Raw genomic sequence first — 21,583 nt, forward strand, 5'->3', positions numbered from 1 at the left:
GACCGTCGCGGGCGGGTTGACCGGGGGATCGCGGGTGAACGCCCGGCGCGAGCTGACCCTGGAGTAGCCAGGGGTTGACAGCCGGAAGCGCTGAGTGGCGCTGTGAGCCTCTTGGAGCCCCCTTCCGTATATCGGGACCCGGCCGAGACCGGTTGAGGGCGGCACATGGGGACTCAGGTACCGGCAAACCCCCATCACTGTCGGCGCTACCGGTAGACTGGAGCCGATCCCGCCCCGAACGTGGGGACCGTCCGGGAAAAGCTGAGCAACGCTGATCAAGGCTTACCAACGCAACATGCCGCAGCCGCTCCGGCAACCCTCCCCCAGAGGGGGCACCCCCAGGAGCCTGGCTCGTGCTGTGCCAGAAAGGGCGCTTCGTGGCCGATTCCGGCAACCCCAACGAGAACATCCCGTCCCCTGACGCCGGCGCGAACGGCGAGGTCACCGCCTCGTACGACGCCAGCGCGATCACCGTGCTCGAGGGCCTGGACGCGGTTCGCAAGCGACCCGGTATGTACATCGGCTCGACCGGCGAGCGCGGTCTGCACCACCTGGTGTACGAGGTCGTCGACAACTCGGTCGACGAGGCGCTGGCCGGGCACGCGGACACGATCGACGTGACGATCCTGGCCGACGGCGGCGTCCGTGTCGTCGACAACGGCCGTGGCATCCCGGTCGGCATCGTCCCCTCCGAGGGCAAGCCGGCCGTCGAGGTCGTCCTGACCGTGCTGCACGCGGGCGGCAAGTTCGGCGGCGGCGGCTACGCGGTCTCCGGCGGTCTGCACGGCGTCGGCGTCTCCGTCGTCAACGCCCTGTCGAGCAAGGTGTCGGTCGAGGTCAGGACCGACGGCCGGCGGTGGACGCAGGACTACAAGATGGGCGTGCCGACGGCCCCGCTCGCCGAGCACGAGGAGACCGAGGAAACCGGCACCTCGGTCACCTTCTGGGCCGACCCGGACATCTTCGAGACCACCGACTACTCCTTCGAGACGCTCTCGCGGCGCTTCCAGGAGATGGCGTTCCTCAACAAGGGCCTGACCATCCGGCTCACCGACGAGCGTGAGTCGGCGAAGGCCACCTCGGGTGCCGATGAGGCGGGCGCCGACGAGAAGGACGAGGTCAAGTCGGTCACGTACCACTACGAGGGCGGCATCGTCGACTTCGTGAAGTACCTCAACTCCCGCAAGGGAGACGTGGTGCACCCCACCGTCATCGACCTGGAGGCCGAGGACAAGGACAAGAGCCTGTCCCTCGAGGTCGCGATGCAGTGGAACAGCGGCTACAGCGAGGGCGTGTACTCCTTCGCCAACATCATCCACACCCATGAGGGCGGCACGCACGAGGAGGGCTTCCGGGCGGCCCTGACCTCGCTGATCAACAAGTACGCGCGCGACAAGAAGCTGCTGCGCGAGAAGGATGACAACCTCACGGGCGACGACATCCGCGAGGGTCTGACCGCGATCATCTCGGTCAAGCTGAGCGAGCCGCAGTTCGAGGGCCAGACGAAGACCAAGCTGGGCAACACGGAGGCCAAGACCTTCGTGCAGAAGGCCGTCTACGAGCACCTCAACGACTGGCTGGACCGCAACCCGAACGAGGCCTCGGACATCATCCGCAAGGGCATCCAGGCGGCCACCGCGCGCGTGGCGGCCCGCAAGGCCCGCGATCTGACCCGTCGTAAGGGCCTGCTGGAGACCGCGTCCCTGCCGGGCAAGCTGGCGGACTGCCAGTCCAACGACCCGGCCAAGTGCGAGATCTTCATCGTCGAGGGCGACTCCGCCGGCGGCTCGGCCAAGTCCGGCCGCAACCCGCAGTACCAGGCGATCCTCCCGATCCGCGGCAAGATCCTCAACGTCGAGAAGGCCAGGATCGACAAGATCCTGCAGAACCAGGAGATCCAGGCGCTGATCTCCGCCTTCGGCACGGGGGTGCACGAGGACTTCGACATCGACAAGCTCCGCTATCACAAGATCATCCTGATGGCGGACGCCGACGTCGACGGCCAGCACATCAACACCCTGCTGCTGACCTTCCTGTTCCGCTTCATGCGGGATCTCGTGGAGCGTGGCCATGTGTACCTCTCCCGGCCCCCGCTCTACAAGATCAAGTGGGGTCGGGAGGACGCCGAGTACGCGTACTCCGACCGCGAGCGCGACGCCCTCATCGAGCTGGGCCGCCAGCGCGGCAAGCGCATCAGGGAGGACTCGATCCAGCGCTTCAAGGGCCTCGGCGAGATGAACGCCGAGGAACTGCGCGTGACGACGATGGACGTCGACCACCGGGTCCTCGGCAAGGTAACCCTCGACGACGCCGCCCAGGCCGACGACCTGTTCTCGGTCCTGATGGGCGAGGACGTCGAGGCCCGCCGCCAGTTCATCCAGCGCAACGCCAAGGACGTCCGCTTCCTCGACATCTGAGTCGGTCTCAGCTGACCGCACCGGGAAGGATCTTCACCAGCAATGGCCGACGAGAACACGCCAGTCACGCCCGAGGCCGAGGGCGGCGACACCACCATGCGCATCGAGCCCGTCGGGCTCGAGACGGAGATGCAGCGCTCGTACCTGGACTACGCGATGTCCGTCATCGTGTCCCGCGCGCTGCCCGACGTCCGTGACGGCCTCAAGCCCGTCCACCGCCGCGTCCTGTACGCCATGTACGACGGCGGCTACCGGCCCGAACGCGGCTTCTACAAGTGCGCCCGTGTCGTCGGCGACGTCATGGGCAACTACCACCCGCACGGCGACAGTTCGATCTACGACGCGCTGGTCCGCCTGGCCCAGCCGTGGGCGATGCGCATGCCGCTCGTCGACTCCAACGGCAACTTCGGCTCCCCGGGCAACGACCCGGCGGCGGCCATGCGCTACACCGAGTGCAAGATGGCGCCGCTGTCGATGGAGATGGTCCGCGACATCGACGAGGAGACCGTCGACTTCACGGACAACTACGACGGCCGCTCCCAGGAGCCGACCGTCCTGCCCTCCCGCTTCCCGAACCTGCTGATCAACGGCTCGGCGGGCATCGCGGTCGGCATGGCGACCAACATCCCGCCGCACAACCTGCGGGAGGTCGCGGCCGGCGCCCAGTGGTGCCTGGAGAACCCGGACGCCTCGCACGAGGAACTGCTCGACGCGCTCATCGAGCGCATCAAGGGCCCGGACTTCCCGACCGGCGCCCTGGTGGTGGGCCGCAAGGGCATCGAGGAGGCCTACCGCACCGGGCGCGGCTCGATCACCATGCGCGCGGTCGTCGAGGTCGAGGAGATCCAGAACCGCCAGTGCCTGGTGGTCACCGAGCTGCCGTACCAGGTCAACCCGGACAACCTGGCGCAGAAGATCGCCGACCTGGTGAAGGACGGCAGGATCGGCGGCATCGCGGACGTGCGCGACGAGACGTCCTCGCGTACCGGCCAGCGCCTGGTGATCGTCCTCAAGCGGGACGCGGTCGCCAAGGTCGTCCTGAACAACCTGTACAAGCACACCGACCTGCAGACGAACTTCGGCGCCAACATGCTGGCGCTGGTCGACGGGGTGCCGCGGACCCTCTCCCTGGACGCGTTCATCCGGCACTGGGTGACGCACCAGATCGAGGTCGTCGTCCGCCGGACCCGCTTCAGGCTGCGCAAGGCCGAGGAGCGGGCGCACATCCTGCGCGGCCTGCTGAAGGCCCTGGACGCCATCGACGAGGTCATCGCGCTGATCCGGCGCAGTGCGACCGTCGAGGTGGCCCGCGCCGGCCTGATGGACCTCCTGGAGATCGACGAGATCCAGGCGAACGCCATCCTTGAGATGCAGTTGCGCCGACTGGCCGCCCTGGAGCGCCAGAAGATCGTCCAGGAGCACGACGAACTCCAGGTGAAGATCAACGAGTACAACGAGATCCTCGCCTCGCCGGTCCGCCAGCGCGGCATCGTCAGCGAGGAACTGGCGGCGATCGTCGAGAAGTACGGCGACGACCGCAAGACCATGCTGGTGCCCTACGACGGCGACATGTCCATCGAGGACCTGATCGCCGAGGAGGACATCGTCGTCACCGTCTCGCGCGGCGGCTATGTGAAGCGGACGAAGACGGACGACTACCGGGCGCAGAAGCGCGGCGGCAAGGGCGTGCGCGGCACGAAGCTGAAGGAAGACGACATCGTCGACCACTTCTTCGTCTCCACCACGCACCACTGGCTGCTGTTCTTCACCAACAAGGGCCGGGTGTACCGGGCCAAGGCGTACGAGCTGCCGGACGCCGGCCGGGACGCGCGCGGGCAGCATGTCGCGAACCTGCTGGCCTTCCAGCCGGACGAGTCGATCGCCGAGATCCTCGCGATCCGCGACTACGAGGCGGCGCCGTACCTGGTCCTCGCCACCAAGGCGGGTCTGGTCAAGAAGACGCCTCTGAAGGATTACGATTCGCCACGCTCCGGCGGTGTCATCGCGATCAACCTACGGGAGCGGGAGGACGGGTCCGACGACGAACTGATCGGGGCCGAGCTGGTGTCGTCGGACGACGATCTGCTTCTGATCAGCAAGAAGGCGCAATCGATCAGGTTCACCGCCTCGGACGACACCCTGCGGCCGATGGGCCGGGCCACCTCGGGTGTCAAGGGCATGAGCTTCCGCGAGAGCGACGAGCTTTTGTCGATGAACGTTGTTCGAACCGGTACGTTCGTGTTCACTGCCACGGACGGTGGGTACGCGAAGCGGACCGCCGTCGACGAGTACCGCGTCCAGGGTCGCGGCGGCCTCGGCATCAAGGCTGCCAAGATCGTGGAGGACCGCGGCTCGCTCGTCGGCGCGCTGATCGTCGAGGAGAGTGACGAGATCCTCGCCATCACCCTGTCCGGCGGTGTGATTCGTACGCGAGTCAGCGAGGTCAGGGAGACGGGCCGTGACACCATGGGCGTCCAACTGATCAACCTGGGCAAGCGCGATGCCGTCGTCGGTATCGCACGTAACGCCGAGGCGGGGCGCGAGGCGGAGGAAGTCGACGGTGACGTGGCCGTGGACGAGATCGCCGAGGAGGCCGCGACCGCCGGCACGGACGAGGGTGAGGCGCCCTCGGCTGAGTAGCACGAGGAGTGTGTCATCGTGAGCGGAGCCACGGGCGCCGGTTCGGTCGGTATCCCGACCGGCAACGATTCCGGTAAGGGAACGGGCGACGGCGGCCGTGGCTCCGCCGCGGGCGCCGCGAACCCGACGGATCCGCACACGACCAATCTGAAGCCGGTCAAGTCGCCCGCGACCGACCCGCACTCGCCCGACTCTCATGGATCCCAGGGGGGAACTGTGACGGACACCCGAGGCCCGCAGACCCAGCACTACGGCGCTGGAGCGGGCCCGGCCGCTCCCGGCGCCCAGCCCCCGGCAGGGGAGGCACACGGTGCCTCGCCGCTGCCGGGCGAGCGACGGCAGCAACAGCCCAACGGGCCCTACCACCCGCCGCAGGCCTACCCGGCGCAGACCGAGTCCGAGTCGGGAGCCGGAGCCGTGCGCCGGCCGCGCACCGGCGCGCGCACCACGCCCCGCACCCGCAAGGCGCGGCTGCGCGTGGCCAAGGCCGATCCGTGGTCGGTGATGAAGGTCAGCTTCCTGCTCTCCATCGCGCTCGGCATCTGCACGGTCGTCGCGTCCGCGGTGCTGTGGATGGTCCTGGACGCGATGGGCGTCTTCTCGACCGTCGGCGGCACCATCTCGGAGGCGACCGGCTCGAACGAGGCGAACGGCTTTGACCTGCAAGCCTTCCTGTCGCTTCCGCATGTGCTGATGTTCGCGGCGATCATCGCGGTCATCGACGTCGTCCTCGCGACGGCGCTGGCCACGCTCGGCGCGTTCATCTACAACCTCTCCGCCGGCTTCGTCGGGGGTGTGGAGCTGACGCTGGCGGAGGACGAGTAGGGCGGGCGGCATACCGCGTCCCGACGCCTTCCAAACCTCTGCCGTAGAGCCTGCGACAACCGATTTTGGGACTGCCCCGGTCGTGCGCTAATCTTCAGGAGTCAGCGCGCGGGACACACACCGCAGAGCGCGGCGGGGCTATAGCTCAGTTGGTTAGAGCGCATCCCTGATAAGGATGAGGCCACAGGTTCAAATCCTGTTAGCCCCACCAGCGAAAAGAACCCCCAGTCTCAGTGGCTGGGGGTTCTTGACATCTACGGCTGACATCAACCGATGAGCGGATCTTCCAGCAGCTCGGCGAGCATGGCGACGGCTTCCCGTTCCTCGGAGCCGACCACGTGCGTGTAGACATCCATGGTCATGCTGATCTGGCTGTGCCGCAGGATCGCCTGAGCCACCTTGGGATGCACCTTCAGGAAGGCCAGCAGAGTGCCACAGGTGTGCCGGGCAAGGCGAACCGTGATCCGGCGGACGCCGGCGCGCGTCACGAGCCGGTTGAAGGTCCGGGAGAAGCCCACCGGATCGAGCATTCCGCCATGCTCCGAGGAGAAGATCAGGTCATGGTCCGACTCCTGCGACCAGTGCTCACCGGCGATCTTCCGCTCCAGCTCTTGTAGCTCCCGCCGCTCTTCCAGTGCGCGGGCGCAGAACTCGGGGAGAGGCAGCACGGCCTGTGAGGACTCGGTCTTGAGGTCCTTGAGGACCAAGCCGGCGCCCTTGACCCGCTGCACCTGCTTGAGCGGAGTGAACTGGCGGGCCTCAAAGTCGATGTCTTGCCAGCGCAGGCCCAGAACCTCACTGCGGCGGAGCCCGAGCACGAGCACCAGGACACAGGCCGCGTACAGACGGTGGGAACGAGCCGTGCGGAGGAACGCCACGGCCTCACGAGCGCTCCATGCCCTCCCCTTGTCCTTGCTGACCTTGGGCATGTCGACCAGGAGGGCAACATTGCGTGTCAGGATCTCCTCACGCATGGCCCTGTTGAGCGCGTTGCGGAGGACACGCAGTACCTCGAAGCGGGTGGAAGCGCCCACCCTCTCACGCTTCAGTGCAGCCATGAACGTGCGGATCAGCGACGGCGTGAGCTTGGTCAACGGCTTCTTGGCCAGGTGCGGCAACAGGTAGAGCCTGACTTTGGACTCGTACTTGACGTACGTGTTGTGCTCCCGCTCCGGCTTGACGATGTGCTCCAGCCAGTAGGCCAGCCACTCCCCGAGCGTCCAGGCCCGAGAGGGCACCGGAATGCCGTTCCGCTCCTGATCCTGGAGCTTGCCGAGCTTCTCGTTGGCCTCGTCCCAGGTCGCGCCGTAGACGTACTTCCGGACGCGGTTGCCGTCGGTGTCGGTGACGTACGTGGCACCCTGGTAACGCCCGTCCTTGCGCTTGGTGATCGTTCCCCCGCCGTTGGGGCGACGCTTGGCCATCAGGCAGCCTCCCCAAGCCGACCATCGATGAACTCCCGCACCGCGTCCGTCGGGATACGGCGGCAGCCGTCGACCTTGATGGACACCAGCCGGCGCGTGCGGATCAGGTCGTAGACCTTGGTACGGCCGACCTTGAGCCGTTCCATGACCTCAGGGACGGTCAGTAGCTCAGGCGTGGCGGTGGTCATGCGGCGGCTCCTTCCAGGTCGAGCAGGCCGGGTAGTTCCTCGCGGGCGGTTTCGCGGTTGTACTGGATCTCGCGGCGGATGTTGGCGGCGAGCCAGGACTCGCCGGGGGTGTGGCCGTGTCCGGCGTAGGTCCAGTGGGCGAGGGTGAGCGTGGTCGCCTCGGGGCTGTCGTCGGGGTCGGGCAGGCCGAGGGAGGCGCGTTGCTGGGCGGCTCGATAGTCGGCGCGGACCTGCCGGAGGGCGCCCAGGGTGGTGGAGTAGCGGCGGGACTTGGTGGAGAAGTGGCCCCGGAAGCCGAGCATGTGAGCCCAGTCCCGGAGCTTCCGGTCCGGGTAGAGGGCGTGCAGGTCGAGACATGCGGCGATGAGCCGGGCGGGGTGGTCGGGTACGTCGAGCAGAACCAGGGCCTCTTTGTTGCCGATGCGGCGATCCACGGTGCCGGTGGTCTCGGCTGCTTTGGTGGCGTACTTGGCGACGTAGGAGGCGACGGCCTGTTCGGTGATCTCTTCACCGTGGCCGAACGCGCCGATCGGCTGGACATCGAGCTGTGTGCCCCAGCGCAGGATGCGGGACGGCTGGTCTCCCGCGGGCGGTACGTCGACAGCGACGCGGGCAGCGGCGGCGCGGATCGCGTCGGTGAGAACGTCGAGGGTGGCCCAGGCCGGCGGCGGACTGTCGGGTCCGTCGGGTCCGTCGAAGCGGATCACGGCATGGAAGTGCACGGCCCCGCGCTTCTGGTATTCGGCGACCTTGCCGAAGGACACCCGGGACTGTTCATGGGCGGCTTTCTGGGTGAGTCCGGCCCGCTTCGCGATCTCGCGGCGCAGGTAGATCGTGAAGTAGCGCCACAGGTCGGAGGCGTGGTTGTTCCACAGCACGGCGCCCGCATAGTCGTACGTGTCCGGGTCGAGGGGGGTGCCGAGTTCGGGCGCGTCCTCAGGGTGGCGGGTGCCGCAGCGGCAGGGCCGGTTGCCGGGGCGGTTGTGGACGGGGCCGAACGAGGGCGCCGTGAGGGTGGCGAAAACGCGGGGGTGATCCCGAATGGTGTGCGGGGTGCCCTTGTCGGGGTCGCCGGCGAGGCCGGCGCGGATCAGGTGGTAGGTGTCTCCGGCGTAGGTCCAGGCGCAGGCGGGGCAGCGGGAGGCACGGCGGTTGCCGCAGGCGATACGGAGCCGGCCGCCGGGTTCGGTGTCGGTCGAGTAGGAGTGCAGCACGTGGCCCGTGGCCGCGTCGCGGGTAACGGTGGAGCCTTGCAGGTGGATGGGGTCGGAGCAGCCGCCGGTGCGGCGGATCTGGTCCTGGATGCGGTCGAAGCCGGTGGACCCGGCCAGCCTCAGCACGTCGGCGAGGGTGGCCGGGTCCAGGCCCGCCATGGTGGCGGTGTCAGTCACGCGGCGACCTCCAGGACGGCGGGGATCAAGGGGCGTACCAGGGCGGTCGCGAGCGGGGGTGGAACCGCGTTGCCGATCTGCTCGAACTGCTTGGTCCGGGAGCCGGTCCACGGGTAGGAGGCGGGGAATCCCTGAAGCGCAGCCGCTTCGGTGACGTCCAGGCGGCGGATGGGGGTGCCGTCGGCGTCGATCCAAGAGACGTCGTTGAGGGCCTTGCCGAACAGCAGAGTGGGTGCGGGTTGGTCCAGGCGCCGGCGGGTGGCGGCGGGGCGGTTGCCGACCTTGAGCAGCCAGGAGCGGGCACGGCCGGTGATAGCCCAGGACGGGCCGGTGGTGGGAAAGCGGCTACCGCCCGTGGTGTGGTTCCCGCGAGTGACGACGACGCCGGGCGGGCAACCCAAGGCGTCGCGCATGGTCCGCCACGGGGGAAGCCCGTCGCCGAAGAGGTCGGCGAAGGTGCCGCCGTCGGCATGGGTGGGTTCCGGAGGCAGGGCCGGGCGGGTACGGGAGGCCATCAGGAAGGCGCGCCGGCGGGTCTGCGCCAGGCCGAAGTCAGCCGCGTTGAGGACGCCGGTCCACGTCGAGTAGCCGACAGCGGCCAACAGGTGGGCGGTGTGCTCGAACAAGGGGAGCACTGCGGGGACTTCCTCCAGGGCTATCCAGTCGGGGCGCAGGTCGAGGGCATAGCGCAGCGGCTCGACGACGAGGAGGGAACGCGGGTCGGCGCAGGCGGCGCGAAGTGCGGCGCGGGTGTCGCTCCCGCGGGCGATGTCGTCAAGGCCCTGGTGACACAGGTCCATGTCGTCGTTCCCGGCGCGCAGTCCAGCAGCGCTGAAGGTCTGGCAGGGCGGGGACGCGATGAGCCCGGAGACCTTCCCACGAAGCGGTGCGGTGGGGTAGGCGGCGACATCGGCGCGGACCGTGGTGTGCCCGGCGGCGGCGCGGGTGGCGCAGGCGGAGGGGTCGATCTCGATACCGATGTCTCGCAGACCGAGGGCACGCAGTCCCTCCGACCAGCCGCCGGGACCGGCGAACAGGTCGAGGACGCGGGAGCGGCGTGCGGCGGTCACTTGTCGCCCTCCTTCGAGGTGTGGGCGTCGATCCATTCCTCAGCGCAGACCTTGTGGACGGGCTTGCCCCGGTCCGAGCGCAGCGGAGTGGGCTTGGTGCAGATCACGCAGGGCTGGTCGCCGGTGTGGTCGTAGTGCTCGGGAGAGCGCCAGTTCAGAAGAGCCACGGCGGTCACCTCCCGGTCGGCGCGAGGACGATGGCGGAGGTGGTGTGGCCGGTGCCCTTGCAGGTGGGGCAGGTGACGCGGAGGGTGGCGCGGGTGCCGTCGTGGTGGCGGGTGCCGGTGGTGACCATGGCCGACGCGAAGCCGTTGCAGTCGAGGCAGACGCGCGGGTTCCGGGCGTGCTGGGGCATGATGGGTGAGCCCTTTCGGGTCGAGAGATCGGGAAGTGAGCGAGCCGTCCGGGGCGGCGGATACTTGGCGGTAGAGGCCGCCCCGGAGGGTGTTACTTGTGCCGACGGGTCTTGGAGCGGACCGGGCGGGCAGGCAGGGACTTGTACGGCGAGCGGGAGCGCCGGCGGGTGCCCGCGCGGGGTAACTCCCTGGTCTTCCTGGCGCGGTTGATCGTGTAGCTCAGTCCGCCGGTAGCCGACAGGACCGAGACGGCAGCGCCGGCGACGACCTGAGCGACGAACGCGATCACCAGCAGCACGGCCACCGATCCGGCGATGATCAGCAGGGTCAGGGCGATCGGGCCCTTGTAGGAGCGCGGGGCCTGCTGGACGATCACGACCTTGTGCAGGTCGGTGCCGGGCGGGATCTGCCGGTAGATGTCGGCGGGAATGTGGCCGGCGCGGAGCTGGGCATCGGGTAACTGCACGGGACAGCCCTCCAGGTCAGGGGTTGCAGCGGTGGGTGCGTGCGGCGAGTTCGGCGGCGGACCGGTCCCGGTGCTCGGTGGAGAAACCGCAGCCGGGGGCGGTGCAGGCGGCGGTGTGCCGGGTCTGGCCACGGCCGTTGTTGAACGTGCCGACCTTGACGGGGCCGATCTGGATCACGTCGTAGAAGCGGTTCGGACGCGGCATGGTCAGCCCTCCGTTCGCAGGCTGCGGCCGGGGAAGTCAGCGAGGATGCAAGCCGCCTCCTGCGGGTCCGCAGTGCGATCGGCGGCTTCCTCAGCCAGCAGACGAGCCAGCGTCGGACGACCGGAGTCGGCCATCTCACGGGCCGCGTCCAGGTAGTCAGCCGCACGGTTGAAGGTGAACAGGGCCATGCGTGGATCTCCTTCTCTGTCAGGCGAGTTGGGCGACGATCGCGCCTGCCAAGTCCTCGGTGAGGCCGAGGCGGGCGCGGAGTGTGGCGGTGTCGATGTCCGTGCCGGTGCGGGTGCGGTGCTCGGCCGCGACCTTGCGTGCGTGGTCGACCAGGGCCGGGGGCACGCTCGGTGCGGCCGGTGCCGGCAGCGCGGGGGCCGGGGCGGGCTCGGTGATTCCGGGTGCCGGTTCGGGCGGCTCGGGGCGGTCGACCACCAGCGCGGGTTCGGGCTCCGGGGTGGGGATGGGCTCGGGGTCGGGGGCTGGTTCGGTGGTGTGGGGCTGGTGGGCGAGCAGGGTGCCGCCGAGGAAGGCCAGTGCGGGCCAGCCGGCGACGACGATGCGCAGCCAGGCCGGGACGTGTTCCAGGTCGAGGAGTCCGGCGGTGGCGATGTTGGCCCCGAGCGAGGCGACCAGAGCGATCAGGAACCAGAACCAGGCGAGCCCGGATCGTTCGGTGCGCAGTCGGCGCCACACGGCGACCAAGAGCAGGTCGACGGAGACGGGGTAGGCCCATGCCTTCCATCCGGTCTGTCCGGCCGCTTCGGCAAGGTCGTGCAGGTGGGCGAAGGACAGCGCACCGGCGATCACGGCCTGGACCAGGACAGCATCCGGTCGGATTGAGCGGGGCACGGGTCTTCACCTCCTTCAGGGAGTCGGGCCGGGACGGGCGGCGGGGCAGGTGTCCGGCCGCCCGGTCCCTGACGGGGATTCAGTCGTCGGCGGGGATCTCGCCGGCGCCCAGGCAGCCCAGGCAGATACCGGTCTGCTCGCCGGCGTGGCGGCGCTTGCGGCCCACCCGCACAGCACGGGAGACCTCACCGGTGCCCTTGCAGGCCGGGCACTGCTTGACAGTCGGCTTGCTGGTCTTGCGTGCCATGAGCGATCTCCGTTCGGTTTTCGGCATGGCTCGGGTAGGGACCTGGCGTGAGACGGTCACGCCGACCGGGAAGTGCAGAGGGTGCTACTCGCCGACGGGCTGCGGCTGAACGAGCGGCGGCATGTCGGGCATCGGCGGGATGGTGATCTGCCCCACCGGGCGGAACGGGGCGAGGAACGGCAGTCGAGGGGTGAGGCGGGCAAACTGGCGGCAGACGGCCGCCGCTTCGTCCGGGCTGGTCTCGGGGGTCCGGATCCGGGACCAGCCCCCGGAGGTGTCGCCGGCCACCGCAAGGCCGGGGCGGTCCGGAGCGATCCCGGTCACGGACATCACCGCGTCCGGGGCGATGTCACCCAAGCCCATCTCAGCCGTCTGCTTGTCGTTGACGCGGTGCACCACACGGCCGGTGAGCTGAGCCCGCAGGGCGGTCGCGCCCCGGCCCAGATCGGAACCGAAACGCTGCCCGCACACCTCCAGATAGATCCCGATCGCGCGGGCCATCTGTCCGAGCCGGACCAGTTGCATGACCGTACGGTCGCGGGCCGGTTCGTCCTTCTTCGAGGTCACCAGGAACAGTTCCGCCACCTCGTCCACCAGGACGACCAGCGGCACCGGCCGGACCTCATCCGGCAGCTCCCACAGGTCCGAAACCCCGTAGAGGGCGAGCAGATCGAAACGGTCCTCCATCTCGGCCACCAGCGCGTCTATGAGACGACCGGCGGACTCCGGATCGGTGACCAGCGCCGACAGACGGGGCGCGTACCGGCCCTGCTCGACACCGCGCTTGCAGTCGATACCGATCAGCCCGACCGGGAGCTGAGCAAGCCCCTTGATCAGGTTGCGCTGATACACAGACTTGCCCGACTGGTTCGCGCCCAGCGTCAGGGCGTGCGGGATCTTGCGGTAGTCCCGCTCGAAGACCGTGCCGTCCTCCCGCAGCGCGACCGGAACCACCAGGTCACGAGGCTGAGCGGTGCGGGGCAGACGGACCCGGCACAGCACGTCGTACCCGGTCATTCGCAGTTCCACGTACCCCGGCTTGGTCTCGGCCACGGTGACCGAGCGCACTCCCCAGGCATGGCGCAGGCGTTCGGAGGACGCGGCGAGATCGGCGGGCTCCAAGCCGGCGGGAAGCCGCAGGGTCACCCGCAGCCCGACCGACGTGGGATGGACCCGGCGGACCTTGGGCGGCACCGGCCGCACCTCGCTACGGGCCAGGTTGCGCCTGACAAAGGCACGAAAGCCGGACGGCTGAACCGTCAGCCCGCACACCTCCATCGTGTCCCGGTAGGTCCAGGTGAACCGGCCCCAGGTGACCGGGAGACCCACCAGCGACCAGTACACTCGCGGCGCCCGGTACTTCGCGTAACCGAGTCCGCTCGCGCCGGCCGCAGCAGTCCCGGCCTCCAGCCAGGTCACCAGGTCCGCCATGGTCAGGCCCCCGCCGTGATCGCAACCGCGCGGAAGCTGATCCCGTGCCGCTTCTGACCGTTGAACTCGTTCTCCCAGTCACGGGCCTTCAGCCCAACCACCCGCACCGGCATGCCCGGCGTCAGGTTCTCGGGGAGACCGGTCTCCGGGATCGCGACTTGGTACAGGTTGCCCTCACCCTCGTCCGACACCAGCAGGCCCACCGTGTGCAGCGGCGCGCGGGTGTCCTTGTCGATGGCGATCTCACCGGTCTGCTTGTTGACCATCTTCGGCACGGGCGCAGTCGCCACGAACACCACAGCGGTCGAAAGGTCGATCTTGAAGGACGGCATGAAAGGCACACTCCTCAGAGAGGCGAGAACGGGAGCGGGATTACCTCCCTAGGGAGATTGAAGCGCAACCTCCCTAGGGAGGTCAAGCGATCCGCAGCGGCGAGCACCTCCGGAAACGTCAAAAAGGCCCACCGAAGTGGGCCTTTCCGTCTCGCTATGAAGTTTCTGACGCTGCGTCAGCTACCAAAGGTGTAGCGCAGCGCATAGGCACCGGCGTCAAGCAACATCTGATTGACCTCAACCGGTCTCCCGTCCGAGGTGTATGCCGTTCGACAGATCTCGATCACGGGTGTGCCAGGGAGGATGGCCAAGCCTGATACCTCTTCAGAACTAGGCATGCGTGCGCGCAGGTCTTCACTGAAGTGGACCGGCTCCGCACCCAGCTCAGCCAAGCGCTTGTAAGTGCCACCCGGCCCCGAATCCGGCTCGGCGATGCGTGAGCCACGCACCAGGTCGGCGGGGAGGTACGAGACGGCTTTCTGTACCGGCTCACCGTCGACCATGAACCGACGACTGCGCACGACGACGCGAGCGCCTTCGTCAAGATCCAGGATGCGAGCCACCCATCGCGGTGCTTCCTCTTCGAACACCTCAAGATCTGTCACGGTCATCGGGCGCTCACCGACGTCAGCCGACCAGATCGACTTTCCGGCTGCCCACTGATCGCGAGAGAGGCGCTTAGTCGCATCCCGCAAGATCGGCTTAAACTCCCGCACGTAGGTACCGGAGCCAGGGCGCGAGACCGCCACCCCCTCCGCTACCAGCAGCTTCAAGGCACCACTTGCTGTCATCTTGGCTACGCCGTAGTCCCTGACGAGCGCGGGTTCCCCAGGTAGCCGAGCACCAGGCCCAAACTCACCGTCGTTGATCCGTGCCCGCAGGTCGTCGGCGATCTGCCGCGCGTCGGGCATAGATCAGCCTCCAGTTCCCTAGGGTGGTTCCAGGCTAGTGGGTACCCACCAATGGCGCGAACCCAGCCCCGGAGCTGGAGCCGGGTTGTTACAGGTTTCTCTACCTCATCAAGCCCCACCCTTCGGGCGGGGGAGGGGGAGTCCCACCAGGTCACAGCCCGCAGCATCCGGCGGGCCTCAGCCGTGGCGCACTTGGGATGACAGAGCACCAGCGCGCCACCGCAGGATCTCAGCTCTCTCATGCTTCACCAGGCCCAGGAGCAGCACCTCAGCCCCGGCCCATGGCCCACGGCTCGCAGGACAGAGCAGGGGCTCTTGGCCTCGGCCATCCTGTGCGCTGGCCGACCGGCTTCCTTGCCGCCGCTACGGAGACCACACCCCACCGGCCCGCACTGCGGGCCGGCGCGGGCTCGGGGCTCGGGGCTTCGCTCCTGCCTTCGGCCCGCGCCGCCCCGGCCCCGGCCCCGCGCCACCGAATCGTTGCCCCGGGGTGATCCCCGTTTCACGCTCTGGCACACCGGGGGCCGATACACAGGACCGCGCCTGATTCCTCGCCCGTCCCGCAGCACCAGGCCCTGACTTGGGCAGGCACCGCCGCATGGTCGGCACGCGTTATCCGCACGAACCCGACACGACGCTTTGTGATCAAAGACAGGTGCGCCACGGCTGAGGCCCGCCGGACACCACAGGCAGCGGAGGGGCGGGACAGTGGGGGCTGGGGACGGTCGCTCCGAGACTTTAAGGTCTGGTGACCTGCGGGGACCCCTCCGAGAGCAAGAAAGGGGGCCGAGTGCCTGCTTCGCACGGTGAGGGCGGTAGCCCTCTCCATTGGATCAAGTGTAATTGCCCCCTTTCATGCTCTCGCCCCGCAGATCACCAGACCTCAAACTCTCTCCCCCGACCGCGTGGGCAGCTAGTACGCTGAGTTGGGCTTGTCAAGAGGGCTCCTGTTTCTGACATCAGCGGCTGACACCAACAGGCGCGAACAGCAGCGGTCGAGGCCGAACCTCAGCGGACAGTCAGGCGAGGAACAGAGCGAGTTGACCGACGCCAACGACTCCCCCTGATCGACCTGATAAGGATGAGGCCACAGGTTCAAATCCTGTTAGCCCCACCAGTGTGAAGACCCCCGGCCGGTCATGGTCGGGGGTCTTTGTTGTTTTCCGGGCTGGGGTGCGGGGGCGTATGGGGCTAGCGTGGGAGAGGGGGGAAGAGGGACATCTGGTGGATGTCCGGCGTCGGGCGAGGGAACGGGACTCGACATGACCGCGCAAGCAAGCAGGACAGATGCCGGCAGCGCGCAGGCCAGCGCGCCGGTTCCGATCAAGAGGTCCCATGGGGCCCGTGCCGCAGCCGAACACGTCGTCTCGGACGATTCGGTGACCGTGCGCGTGGGCGACCTGCGGGTCGAACTGCCGCCCAAGGACCAGCTCGCGTTTCTCGCGGGCCTCGGTTTTCTGGCGGCGCTCGAACTCATCGAATGGCCGGTGGCGCTCGCCATAGGTGTCGGGCACGAACTGGCCCGCAGCCGGCACGGCAGGGTGCTGCGCGAGTTCGGGCAAGCCCTGGAAGAAGCGTGACCTGCGGTTCGGCGTCCGCCGATGTGGTCTGGAAGTGCTCGACCGCTGGCGACGGGGGATGCACCAGCGGTCGAGCTATGGCCAAGGGTAACAAGGGTGGTCGGTCGGCGGGAGCCAACTGTCGGACAGTGGGCGTGAGTTGTGATCTGGATCACGGCCGCCCGTGGGGTGTCAGCGCTCGCACGGGGGGTCGTACGAGAGCCGGGGCAGGTACTCGTGCCACTTCTCCCGGGTCAGCACGCCCCGGGTCGTCGCGCAGATATGGCGGACGGCCTGGTCGACGTCCAGGTTCCACAGCCGTACGGTGTCGGCGCCGCTCGACACTCCGAGCATGCGGCTGTTGGGGCTGAACGCCAGGAAGTTGCCGGTCTTGGCGTTCGGGCTCAGCGACTGGCCGATCGGGGACGCCTTGGACGGGTGGGCGACGTCCCACAGCCGTACGGTGTTGTCGTTGCCGCCGCTGGCCAGGGTGTCGCCGTTCTGGCTGAACGTCAGCGAGACGACCGCCTCGGTGTGGCCGGTGAGGGGCGCATCCAGCGCGGTGGGCCCGGCCGGGTCGCCGATGTCCCACAGCCGTACCGTGTCGTCGTCGCTGCCGCTGGCCAGGGTCCGGCCGTCCGGGCTGTAGGCGAGCGTGTTGACCGGGCCGAGGTGCCCCGTGAGGGGGCTGCCGGCGGGCGCCGCGCGGCGCGGGTCGGCCACGTTCCACAGCCGTACGGTGCCGTCCGCGCTGCCGCTCGCCAGGGTGTGGCCGTCGGGGGCGAACACGAGGGAGTTGACATAGCCCTTGTGGCCGGCGAGGGGCTTGCCGAGCGGCACCGGGTCGGCCGGGTCGCTGACGTCCCACAGGCGGATGGTGCGGTCGTCGTAGGCGGTGGCCAGGGTGCGTCCGTCCGGCGTGAAGGCCAGGGCGTTGGGGCCCGTGAAGCGTGTCCGCAGGGTGAGCGGCGCGCCGTAGGGGACGGGCCGGTAGGGGTCCGAGACGTTCCACAGCTGTAGCGAGCGGTTTCCCATCCGCACCGCGAGGACACGGCCGTCGGAGGAGAACGCCAGGGTCCGCACGTCGCCGTCCCCCGGCATGAAGGGCTCGGACAGCGGCGTGGGCCGGGCGGGATCGGCGATGTTCCACAGCCGGACCTTTCCGTCGCGTGCGGCGGTGGCGAGTACATGCCCGTCCCGCCGGAACGCGCCGATGCGGCCGATCATGTCCGAGGTCGGCAGCGCCCACAGCCGGACCTTGCTGTCGCCGCTGCCGGTGGCGAGGGTTTGGCCGTCGGGGCTGAAACCCAGCGCGTACATCTCGCCGCTGCCGCCGGACAGGGGCTCGCCGACCTGGGACGGATAGGCCGGGTCACTGACGTTCCACAGGGTCGCGGTGCTGTCCGCGCTGGCCGCGGCGAGCATGTCGCCGTCCGGGCTGAACGCCACCGACCACACGGGGCCGCTGTGCCCGGTGAGCGGGGTGCCGAGCGGTGCCGCGCGGCGCGGATCGGCCACGTCCCAAAGGCGTACGGTGTCGTCCGCGCTGCCGCTGACGAGGGTGCGTCCGTCCGGGCTGAACGCCAGGGAGTGCACCGTCGTGGTGTGCCCGGTCAGCGGCGTGCCGAGCCGGGCCGGCCGGCGTGGATCGGTCATGTCCCACAGCCTGATCGAGCCGTCGTCCGCGCCCGCGGCCAGCGTCCGTCCGCCAGGTCCGAAGGCCACGGAACGGACGGCGTGGGTGTGTCCCCTCAGGACGCCGAGCGGCTTCGGCCGGCTCGGGTCGCGTACGTCCCACAGCCGTACGACGTGCCGGTCGGTGGCCGCGGCCAGGGTGCGGCCGTCCGGGCTGAAGGCGACCAGGTACACGGTGCCGTCGTGCCCGTTCAGCGGGGTGCCGAGCGACCGCGGCCGGCTGGGGGAGGTGACGTTCCACAGGCGGACGGTGCCGTCGTCCGAGGCGCTGGCGAGCGTGCGGCCGTCCGGGCTGAAGACGGCGCTGCTCACCCAGCTGGAGTGGCCGGTGAGGGGCTTGCCGAGCGGCCTCGGGCGGGTCCGGTCCGTCACGTCCCACAGCCGTACGGACCGGTCGTAGCTGGCGGTGGCCAGGACGTCGCCCTTCGGACTGAACGAGGTGAGGTAGACGGCGCCGGTGTGGCCGAGCAGCGGCGTGGCCAGCGGGGCGTTGACGATCGAGATCAGCCGGTTGTTGGCGCCCTCGTCGCCCGGCCGCAGACGGTGCGCCACGAGATCGAGCTGGGCGGACAGCGACGGATCCGTGTACTGGACGCGATCGGCCTCGGCGACCACCTGCTCGAACACCGCGTCGTTGCGCTGCTGCCAGGCGATCACCGCCGAGCCGACGGCCAGGACCGCGAGCACCACGAGGGCCGACACCGCGCCCCGGCTGATCCGTACCGTGCGCTTGCGCAGCCTGACCGAGGCGGCCAGGAACTCCGCGGCGCTCCGGGTCAGGGAGGTGTCACCGGCGGACGCCGCCCAGGCGCGGGCCTGCTCCAGCCGGGAACCCCGGTAGAGCAGCGACGCGTCGCGGTTCGAGCCCTCCCAGGCCCGGCCGTCCTCCTCCAGGCGCTGGCGCAGCAGGTTGCCCTGCCGGTCCTCGTCGATCCAGTCGCGCAGCCGGGGCCAGGCGTGCAGCAGCGCCTCATGGGTGATCTCGACGGTGTCCGCGTCGAGCGTCACCAGCCGGGCGCGGACGAGGGCTTCGAGCGACTCCTCCGTACCGTCCGGGTCCGTCGACTCCTCGGCCAGCTGGCGTCGCGTGCCCCGTCTGCGGGTGGCCTGGGTGTCCTCGCCGAGTCGTACCAGTCTGAGCAGCAGCAGCCGGGCCGCCGTGCGCGCCTCCGGGTCGAGGCCGGACCAGGCGCGCTCGGCGGTCGCCGCCACCGCGCCCTGGATGCCGCCCGCCGCGCGGTAGCCGGCCAGCGTGAGCCTGCCCGCCTTGCGCCGCTGCCAGGTGGCGAGCAGCGCGTGGGACAGGAGCGGGAGGACGCCCGCGTCGTGTGCGCCGCGGGGGCCGTCCGCGCTGACCTCGCGGAGGATCAGCTCGGCGAGGCCCGGTTCGAGTTCCAGGCCCACCGCCTTGGCCGGCCCGGTCACGGCCTCGCGCAGTTCGGTGGCGGTCAGCGGGCCGAGCACCATGTGCCGGTGCTGGAGCGCGTCGGCCAGTTCGGGATAGCCGAGGCACTGCTCGTAGAAGTCGGCGCGGATGCCGAGGACGACGAGTACGGGGGCCGGGGCGTGCGGTCCGGCGGGCGTGCAGGCGGCGTGCAGGATGCGGACGAAGGCGCGTCGGTCCGCCTCGCGTGCGCAGAGGGTGAACGCCTCCTCGAACTGGTCCACGACAATCACGGGGCGGGCGGTACCGGGTGCCTCACGCTCCGCCCAGGCGGCGACGGCCTCGCCGACCGCCCGGGCGAACCGGGGGGCACCGGGCTCCTCGGACGCTGGCGCGGGGTGCGCCGCGGTCGGGAGGAGCGGGGCCAGTTCGGGGATCCGGCGGGTCAGCTCCGCGAGCGGGTCGCTTCCGGGCACGAGCGAAAGCACCAGCCGCCGCGGGCGGTCGCCTTCGCGGGGGTGGCGGTGGGTTGGGGGGTGGGTTTCCGTGGGGGGTCGGTCTTGGGCGGGGGGTTGGGTCTGACCGTGGGGGCGGTGTTGGGCTGGAGGGTGGGTTTCCCCGCGGGGGTGGTCTTGGACAGGAGGCTGGGCTTCCGTACGGGGGCGGTCTTGGCTGGGGAGTTGGGTCTGACCGCGGGGTTGGTTTTCGCCGGTTGGTCGGGGCTCCGCGCGTGGTTGGTCTTCGTCGAGCGGCGGGGTCTCGCCGTGAGGTTGGCCAAGGCTGCCGGGGCGGCCTTCCCCGCGCGGCCGGAGGTCTGTGTCGCCCGGGGCGAGTGCGCCCGCAGTGTCTGCGCCGGGGCCGCTTCCGTTTCCGTCCGCCGTGCCGTCGTCGTGGGGGCGGCCTTCGCCTTCCCCGCGCGGCCGGAGGTCTCCGTCGCCGGGGGTGCCTGCGGGCGCGGTGCTTGCGCCCGAGTCATCTGCACGGGCAGGGCCTCCGCCTGAGCCGCTGGTGCCCGAGCCGATTCCACCCCGGGCGTTTGCGTCCGTGGTGCTTGCGCCCGAGGCGTTTGTGCCCTCAGGGCCTCCGTGCGAGCCGCTTGTGCCCGCGGTGATGGCCCCCGAGCCGCTGGTGCCCGCGGCGTTTGTGCCCGCGGTGCTTCCAACCCAGCCCATTGCGCCTGGGGCGCTTGCGCCCGTAGAGCCTCTGCCCGGCCCACTTACGGGGGCGGTGCTTGAGCCCGCGCCGCTTGTGCCTGTGGTGCTCGTGCCCGCGGTGTTTCCGTCCGAGCCGCTTGCGTCTGAGGGGTTTGGGCCTGTGGTGCTTGTGCCCGGGCCGCTTGTGCCCGGGCCGCTTGCGCCTGGGGCGGTTGCGCCCGCCGTGCTTCCGTCCGAGCCGCTTCCGCCCGGGGTGTTTGCGTCCGGGGGGCTTTCGGACGTCGTGGTTTCGCGCAGGGCCGGGGCGAGGCCGGCGTTCAGGAGGGAGGACTTTCCCGCTCCCGAGGCGCCGACGAGCATGACCAGGCCGCCGGTCCGTTCCGCCGCGCGGAGCTGGTCGATGAGGGCTTGCGTGCTCCGCTCCCGGCCGAAGAACCAGCGGGCGTCCTCCCGGCGATAGGCGGCGAGCCCCCGGTACGGGCATACTCCGGGCACGGCCGACGCCTCCCCCGAGGCGCCCTCCGCCTCGTCCGGGGACGCCGGGCGGTCGGTGACCGGGTCGGCCACCGCGCGCTCCCACAGGCGCTGCCACTCGGCCAGGTCGTACAGGCCCGGGTAGACCGGAGTCGGTCGCGCGCGCCGGGCGTCGGGTACCAGCACATGCAGCACCGCGGCGAGCGCGCCGAACTGGGCGGGCACGTTCTTCGCCCGTCGCCAGTCGCTGATGCGCTGCGCGGACACCCGCACGGGCCGGCCGCGCTCGTCGATCCGCTGCAACCGGACGACGGCCTCGGCCACGCGCTTGAGGGGAGGATTGCCCGCTTCCTTGTAGAGCAGCGCAAGACGTTCCGCGAAGGCTGTGCGTGCCCCTGAGTCGGAACTCAAGGTCTCCACCCCTTACTCCCCGCCTCTGGACGTCCGGACCGGAAAACTCACCCTATATGGCTGACCTGCGGCGATGCCCTGCGCCGGGCTCCGGAGCCTCGTCGCTGGGCGCCGCAGATGGCAGGATCGCGACGCAGTAGCG

The 21,583-nt window shown here is 69.8% G+C and carries 18 protein-coding genes, 1 tRNA gene and 2 pseudogenes; 5 read left to right on the forward strand and 16 right to left on the reverse strand.

Features of this window, described 5'->3' with window-relative positions; all coding sequences use genetic code 11:
- Positions 1-353 precede the first annotated feature (353 nt).
- The 4 genes from gyrB to ABT245_RS09535 all read left to right on the forward strand — a co-directional run bounded on the left by gyrB (position 354) and on the right by ABT245_RS09535 (position 6,093).
- Positions 354-2,417 carry a DNA topoisomerase (ATP-hydrolyzing) subunit B gene (gene gyrB, locus ABT245_RS09520; RefSeq protein WP_351730917.1) on the forward strand — a complete coding sequence of 688 codons (2,064 nt, stop codon included), beginning with the start codon at positions 354-356 and terminating at the stop codon, positions 2,415-2,417.
- Positions 2,418-2,459: 42 nt separating this feature from the next.
- Entirely contained in the window at positions 2,460-5,057 is a 2,598-nt protein-coding gene (gene gyrA / locus ABT245_RS09525) for a DNA gyrase subunit A (RefSeq protein WP_351730920.1), read from the forward strand.
- Positions 5,058-5,075: 18 nt separating this feature from the next.
- Positions 5,076-5,882 (forward strand): DUF3566 domain-containing protein, encoded by an 807-nt coding sequence (locus tag ABT245_RS09530; RefSeq protein ID WP_351730923.1) that lies wholly within the window; start codon positions 5,076-5,078, stop codon positions 5,880-5,882.
- 134 nt (positions 5,883-6,016) lie between these two features.
- Positions 6,017-6,093: transfer RNA gene (locus ABT245_RS09535), tRNA-Ile, on the forward strand.
- A gap of 55 nt (positions 6,094-6,148) precedes the next feature.
- Here ABT245_RS09535 and ABT245_RS09540 read toward each other — a convergent pair.
- The 14 genes from ABT245_RS09540 to ABT245_RS09605 form a co-directional block, all read right to left on the reverse strand.
- A complete protein-coding gene (locus ABT245_RS09540) occupies positions 6,149-7,306 on the reverse strand; it encodes a tyrosine-type recombinase/integrase (protein WP_351730925.1) in 1,158 nt (385 codons plus the stop codon).
- On the reverse strand, positions 7,306-7,494 hold the full coding sequence (locus ABT245_RS09545; RefSeq protein ID WP_351730928.1) for a helix-turn-helix domain-containing protein: 189 nt from the start codon (positions 7,492-7,494) through the stop codon (positions 7,306-7,308). Before ABT245_RS09545 ends, ABT245_RS09540 begins: the two co-directional genes overlap by 1 nt.
- Complete coding sequence (gene repSA, locus ABT245_RS09550; RefSeq protein ID WP_351730931.1) at positions 7,491-8,885, reverse strand: replication initiator protein RepSA; 1,395 nt, start codon at positions 8,883-8,885, stop codon at positions 7,491-7,493. The genes ABT245_RS09545 and repSA overlap by 4 nt, the downstream gene beginning before the upstream one ends.
- Positions 8,882-9,955 carry a DNA cytosine methyltransferase gene (locus ABT245_RS09555; protein ID WP_351730934.1) on the reverse strand — a complete coding sequence of 358 codons (1,074 nt, stop codon included), beginning with the start codon at positions 9,953-9,955 and terminating at the stop codon, positions 8,882-8,884. The genes repSA and ABT245_RS09555 overlap by 4 nt, the downstream gene beginning before the upstream one ends.
- Positions 9,952-10,122 (reverse strand): hypothetical protein, encoded by a 171-nt coding sequence (locus ABT245_RS09560; RefSeq protein ID WP_351730937.1) that lies wholly within the window; start codon positions 10,120-10,122, stop codon positions 9,952-9,954. Before ABT245_RS09560 ends, ABT245_RS09555 begins: the two co-directional genes overlap by 4 nt.
- Before the next feature lie 5 nt (positions 10,123-10,127).
- On the reverse strand, positions 10,128-10,310 hold the full coding sequence (locus tag ABT245_RS09565; RefSeq protein ID WP_351730939.1) for a hypothetical protein: 183 nt from the start codon (positions 10,308-10,310) through the stop codon (positions 10,128-10,130).
- 92 nt (positions 10,311-10,402) lie between these two features.
- Entirely contained in the window at positions 10,403-10,777 is a 375-nt protein-coding gene (locus ABT245_RS09570; RefSeq protein ID WP_351730942.1) for a hypothetical protein, read from the reverse strand.
- Positions 10,778-10,793: 16 nt separating this feature from the next.
- Positions 10,794-10,982, reverse strand: a complete 189-nt coding sequence (locus tag ABT245_RS09575) for a mobile element transfer protein (RefSeq protein ID WP_351730945.1) — start codon at positions 10,980-10,982, stop codon at positions 10,794-10,796.
- 2 nt (positions 10,983-10,984) lie between these two features.
- Complete coding sequence (locus tag ABT245_RS09580; RefSeq protein ID WP_351730948.1) at positions 10,985-11,170, reverse strand: hypothetical protein; 186 nt, start codon at positions 11,168-11,170, stop codon at positions 10,985-10,987.
- Between the two features lie 19 nt (positions 11,171-11,189).
- The gene (locus ABT245_RS09585) at positions 11,190-11,843 is read right to left on the reverse strand and encodes a DUF2637 domain-containing protein (protein WP_351730951.1); all 654 of its coding nucleotides are present in this window, start codon (positions 11,841-11,843) and stop codon (positions 11,190-11,192) included.
- 79 nt (positions 11,844-11,922) lie between these two features.
- Positions 11,923-12,090 (reverse strand): hypothetical protein, encoded by a 168-nt coding sequence (locus tag ABT245_RS09590; protein ID WP_351730954.1) that lies wholly within the window; start codon positions 12,088-12,090, stop codon positions 11,923-11,925.
- Positions 12,091-12,174: 84 nt separating this feature from the next.
- A complete protein-coding gene (locus ABT245_RS09595) occupies positions 12,175-13,521 on the reverse strand; it encodes an FtsK/SpoIIIE domain-containing protein (protein ID WP_351730957.1) in 1,347 nt (448 codons plus the stop codon).
- Between the two features lie 2 nt (positions 13,522-13,523).
- On the reverse strand, positions 13,524-13,853 hold the full coding sequence (locus tag ABT245_RS09600) for an SCO3933 family regulatory protein (RefSeq protein WP_351730960.1): 330 nt from the start codon (positions 13,851-13,853) through the stop codon (positions 13,524-13,526).
- 176 nt (positions 13,854-14,029) lie between these two features.
- The gene (locus tag ABT245_RS09605) at positions 14,030-14,764 is read right to left on the reverse strand and encodes a GntR family transcriptional regulator (RefSeq protein ID WP_351730963.1); all 735 of its coding nucleotides are present in this window, start codon (positions 14,762-14,764) and stop codon (positions 14,030-14,032) included.
- 1,262 nt (positions 14,765-16,026) lie between these two features.
- Here ABT245_RS09605 and ABT245_RS09610 point away from each other — a divergent pair.
- Entirely contained in the window at positions 16,027-16,344 is a 318-nt protein-coding gene (locus ABT245_RS09610) for a hypothetical protein (protein ID WP_351730966.1), read from the forward strand.
- A 171-nt stretch (positions 16,345-16,515) separates the two neighbouring features.
- Here ABT245_RS09610 and ABT245_RS09615 read toward each other — a convergent pair.
- Both ABT245_RS09615 and ABT245_RS46020 read right to left on the reverse strand, forming a co-directional pair.
- Positions 16,516-19,899: pseudogene (locus ABT245_RS09615) on the reverse strand (WD40 repeat domain-containing protein); the annotation flags it as partial.
- 945 nt (positions 19,900-20,844) lie between these two features.
- A pseudogene (locus ABT245_RS46020) lies at positions 20,845-21,450 on the reverse strand (nSTAND1 domain-containing NTPase); the annotation flags it as partial.
- Positions 21,451-21,583 lie beyond the last annotated feature (133 nt).

The organism is Streptomyces sp. NPDC001508, assembly GCF_040298665.1.
GTDB lineage: Bacteria > Actinomycetota > Actinomycetes > Streptomycetales > Streptomycetaceae > Streptomyces.

Bases quoted from the DNA above. Each gene is read 5' to 3' on its own strand.
- gyrA (WP_351730920.1), top strand. From the start codon at position 2,460: ATGGCCGACGAGAACACGCCAGTCACGCCCGAGGCCGAGGGCGGCGAC.
- ABT245_RS09540 (WP_351730925.1), bottom strand. From the start codon at position 7,306: ATGGCCAAGCGTCGCCCCAACGGCGGGGGAACGATCACCAAGCGCAAG.
- ABT245_RS09545 (WP_351730928.1), bottom strand. From the start codon at position 7,494: ATGACCACCGCCACGCCTGAGCTACTGACCGTCCCTGAGGTCATGGAA.
- ABT245_RS09565 (WP_351730939.1), bottom strand. From the start codon at position 10,310: ATGCCCCAGCACGCCCGGAACCCGCGCGTCTGCCTCGACTGCAACGGC.
- ABT245_RS09575 (WP_351730945.1), bottom strand. From the start codon at position 10,982: ATGCCGCGTCCGAACCGCTTCTACGACGTGATCCAGATCGGCCCCGTC.
- ABT245_RS09580 (WP_351730948.1), bottom strand. From the start codon at position 11,170: ATGGCCCTGTTCACCTTCAACCGTGCGGCTGACTACCTGGACGCGGCC.
- ABT245_RS09590 (WP_351730954.1), bottom strand. From the start codon at position 12,090: ATGGCACGCAAGACCAGCAAGCCGACTGTCAAGCAGTGCCCGGCCTGC.
- ABT245_RS09595 (WP_351730957.1), bottom strand. From the start codon at position 13,521: ATGGCGGACCTGGTGACCTGGCTGGAGGCCGGGACTGCTGCGGCCGGC.
- ABT245_RS09600 (WP_351730960.1), bottom strand. From the start codon at position 13,853: ATGCCGTCCTTCAAGATCGACCTTTCGACCGCTGTGGTGTTCGTGGCG.
- ABT245_RS09605 (WP_351730963.1), bottom strand. From the start codon at position 14,764: ATGCCCGACGCGCGGCAGATCGCCGACGACCTGCGGGCACGGATCAAC.
- ABT245_RS09610 (WP_351730966.1), top strand. From the start codon at position 16,027: ATGACCGCGCAAGCAAGCAGGACAGATGCCGGCAGCGCGCAGGCCAGC.